This is a genomic window from Streptomyces sp. adm13(2018) (assembly GCF_008042145.1).
Taxonomy (GTDB): Bacteria; Actinomycetota; Actinomycetes; order Streptomycetales; family Streptomycetaceae; genus Streptomyces.
In genome coordinates, this window is the sequence record NZ_RDBH01000089.1 from 1 (window position 1) to 3,154 (window position 3,154).

Annotated in this window: 2 protein-coding genes; one reads left to right on the forward strand and one right to left on the reverse strand. The window is 76.1% G+C overall.

All coding sequences use genetic code 11. The features are described 5' to 3' along the window. Window positions 1–90 precede the first annotated feature (90 nt). Window positions 91–1,572, reverse strand: coding sequence for a glutamate--cysteine ligase (locus EAO70_RS08060; RefSeq protein ID WP_148002322.1), 1,482 nt, complete (start codon window positions 1,570–1,572; stop codon window positions 91–93). 244 nt (window positions 1,573–1,816) lie between these two features. Here EAO70_RS08060 and EAO70_RS08065 point away from each other — a divergent pair. Beyond that, on the forward strand, window positions 1,817–3,154 hold a 1,338-nt coding region (locus EAO70_RS08065; RefSeq protein ID WP_148002343.1), incomplete at its 3' end, for a DUF4139 domain-containing protein.

A 3,154-nucleotide genomic window follows, 5' to 3' on the forward strand; every position in this document is an offset into this window, starting at 1 on the left:
GCCCGGGGCAGGGCGGGCGGTGGCGTCGTGGGGCGTGGGAGGCGTGTCGGTCATGATCACGCCCTGCCCGCGGTCCCCCCGCCGTACGCCTCAGTCGACCGGCCAGGTGTGGGCCGGCGCGTTCAGGTGCATGAACTCGATGTACTGCTGTGTCATCCGCCGCAGCGCCTCGTGCCGGTCCGCGTGGTCGATGTCGTGGATGTGATGGAACATCTCGGACTGCCACACCGCTCCGTTGCGGCCGCTGACGCACCGCTGCTCGATGACGCCCAGGAGCGGTTCCCGCCGGGACGCCTCCAGGCCCATCCGTTCGAGGCCGCGGTCCGCGAGGGGCAGCAGGCGCCGCAGGACCAGCTCCGTCACCGGCACCTCGCCCATCCCCGGCCAGTACACCTGCGCGTCGATCCCGTGACGGGCGGCGGTGTGCAGGTTGTCCTCGGCGGCGGCGAAGGACATCCGCGTCCAGACGGGCCGGTCCTCGTCGACCAGGGCGCGGACCAGACCGTAGTAGAGCGCGCCGTTGGCAAGCGTGTCGGCGACGGTCGGCCCGGCGGGCAGCACCCGGTTCTCCACGCGGAGGTGCGGGACGTCGTCGACCACGTCGTAGACGGGACGGTTCCAGCGGTAGACGGTGCCGTTGTGGAGGGTCAGCTCGGACAGCGACGGCGCCCCGCCGCGGTCGAGCACCTTCTCCGGGTCCTCCTCGTCGCAGAGGGGCAGCAGCGCCGGGAAGTAGCGGGCGTTCTCCTCGAAGAGGTCGAAGACGGAGGTGATCCACCGCTCGCCGAACCACACCCGCGGCCGCACGCCCTGCACCTTGAGTTCGTCGGGCCGGGTGTCGGTGGCCTGCTCGAACAGGGGGATGCGCGTCTCCCGCCACAGCTCCTTGGAGAACAGGAACGGCGAGTTCGCCGCGAGCGCCACCTGCACGCCCGCCACGGCCTGCGCCGCGTTCCAGTAGGCGGCGAACTCGTCGGGGGCGACCTGGAGATGGAACTGGGTGCTGGTGCAGGCCGCCTCCGGCGTGATCGTCTCCGCGCGGGTGCGCAGCCGCTCCACCCCGTCCACCGAGATCAGCAGGTCCTCGCCGCGGGCCGCGAAGATCTGCTCGTTCAGCAGGTGGTAGCGGGGGTTCTCGGAGAGCGAGGAGGGGCCGGCGTCGTCCCGCTCCAGCGTCGGCAGGATCCCGATCATGACCAGGTGCGCGCCGATGCCCGCCGCCTGCTGCTCGGCGTGGTTGAGCGCCTCGCGGATCTCCTGCTCCCAGGAGTCGGGGCCGCCGCCCGCGCTGAGCCGCCGCGGTGCGAGGTTGATCTCCAGGTTGAACCGGCCCAGCTCGGTCGCCCAGGCCGGATCGGCGATCGCGTCGAGCACGTCGGTGCTGCGCATGGCCGGTTCGCCGGCGGCGTCCACCACGTTCAGCTCGATCTCCAGACCGACCTGCGGCCGCTCGAAGTCGAACCGCGACTCGCGCAGCATCCGCGCGAACACGTCCAGGCACGCGTGCATCTTGTTCCGGAACCGGCGGCGGTCCTCACGGCTGAACTCCTGCGCCGGGACGTCACGTCCCATCGGGCCCTCCCGAGTCTCGTCGGCACGGAACCCCGGGTACCAGCGTCCCACTCCCGGCGCCGGCCAACCACCGAAGCGGCCCGGGGGCCGTCCCGGGGCCGGTGGCGGGCGGTGCCGGGCGCCACCTCGGCGGGTGTCGGCGGGCGGTCCGGGCGAAGCCCTCGGTGGGTGTCGGTGCCCGGGCGTAGGCTTCGTCACGCCGCGGGCGAGGCGGGACGGCACGACAGAACGGGGGCGGGGGCGTATGGCGCCTGGAACGACGGAACCGAAGGCCGGGACCGGGGGGACCACCGGGAGCGGTGGGGCGAACACGGCCGGGACGCCCGGAACCCCGTCGGTGTGGGGTTCGGAGCTCGACTCGGTCGTCGTGTACGCGCAGGGGGCACTCTGCCGCCGCCTGGCCCGGGGCGTCCTGCCCCCGGACGGCCGGGTGCGGGTCACCGGGCTGCCGCGCTCGCTCGACCCCGGCTCGCTGCGCGCCCGGGTCCTGGACGACTCCGGGGTACGGGTCACCGAGGCCCGGCTGCGGATCGAGGCCGAACCGCTCACCGCCGACCCCGGCGCCTCCGAGGGCCTGCGGCAGGAGGTGGAGCGGCTCACCGACGCGCACGCGGCGGCCGAGGGGCGGCGGGACCGTCAGCGGGCGCTGATCGCCGAGCTCGCCGCCGTACGCCCGGTGCCGCCGCCCCGCAGGCGGGACGACCCGCACCGCCGTACGCCGGTCGACGCGTGGCTGGAGCTCGCCGACTTCGTCGACGAGCGGCTCACCGGACTGCACGCCCGGCTCGCGGAACTGGAGGACGAGCTGGTCCGGTCCGAGCACACGCTGTCCGTGGCCGCCGACCGGCTCGCCCGTGCCTCCGGCGCCACCCCCTCGGCCCATGTGGAGACCACGGTGTCCGCGGTCCTCACCCTGACCGCGGGAACGGCCGGCGACGCCGGGGCGGACGGCGAAGGGGCCGCTCCGGGGCCGGACGGACCCGAGGTGCGGCTGGAGGTGGAGTACGGGGTGCCGGGCGCCGTGTGGGTGCCCGCCTACCGGCTCACCCACCGTCAGGGCGACGGCACCGGGCGGCTGGTGCTCCGCGCGTCGGTCGCCCAGCGCACCGGCGAGGACTGGACCGGCGTCCGCATCGCCCTGGCCACCGCCGACCTGCGCCGCCGCACCGACCTGCCGAAGCTCCGCTCGATCCGGATCGGTCGCCGTCAGGAGGCCCCCGCCCCGTCCGGCTGGCGCGAGCCCCCGGCGGGGCTCGCCGACCTCTTCGCCGGCTACGCGGCGGCGGGGCCGCGCCCGGCCCCGCGGCGCGCACCCCTGGACGGCCCCGCGATGCCCGGCGCCGTCGGCGGTGGGTTCGTCCCCGACCCCGTCCCGCCGCCGGCGGTCGCCGCCGGGCCGCCGGTTCCCCCGCCGGCGCCGCAGCCCTTCGGCGCACCGCCGCCGCCCGGCGGGTACGGCTCCGCTCCCGAGGCCTTCGCGCGCGCGGCCGCCCCGCGGCCGGGCGGCCGGCCGCGGGGTGGCGGCCAGTCGTTCGCGGGCGCTCCGGCCCCGGCCATGGCCCCCGCTCCCCCGGGGGCCGCC

What these genes read in the sequence shown, in the direction of transcription:
- EAO70_RS08060 (WP_148002322.1), bottom strand. Translation starts at nt 1,572, where the DNA reads ATGGGACGTGACGTCCCGGCGCAGGAGTTCAGCCGTGAGGACCGCCGC.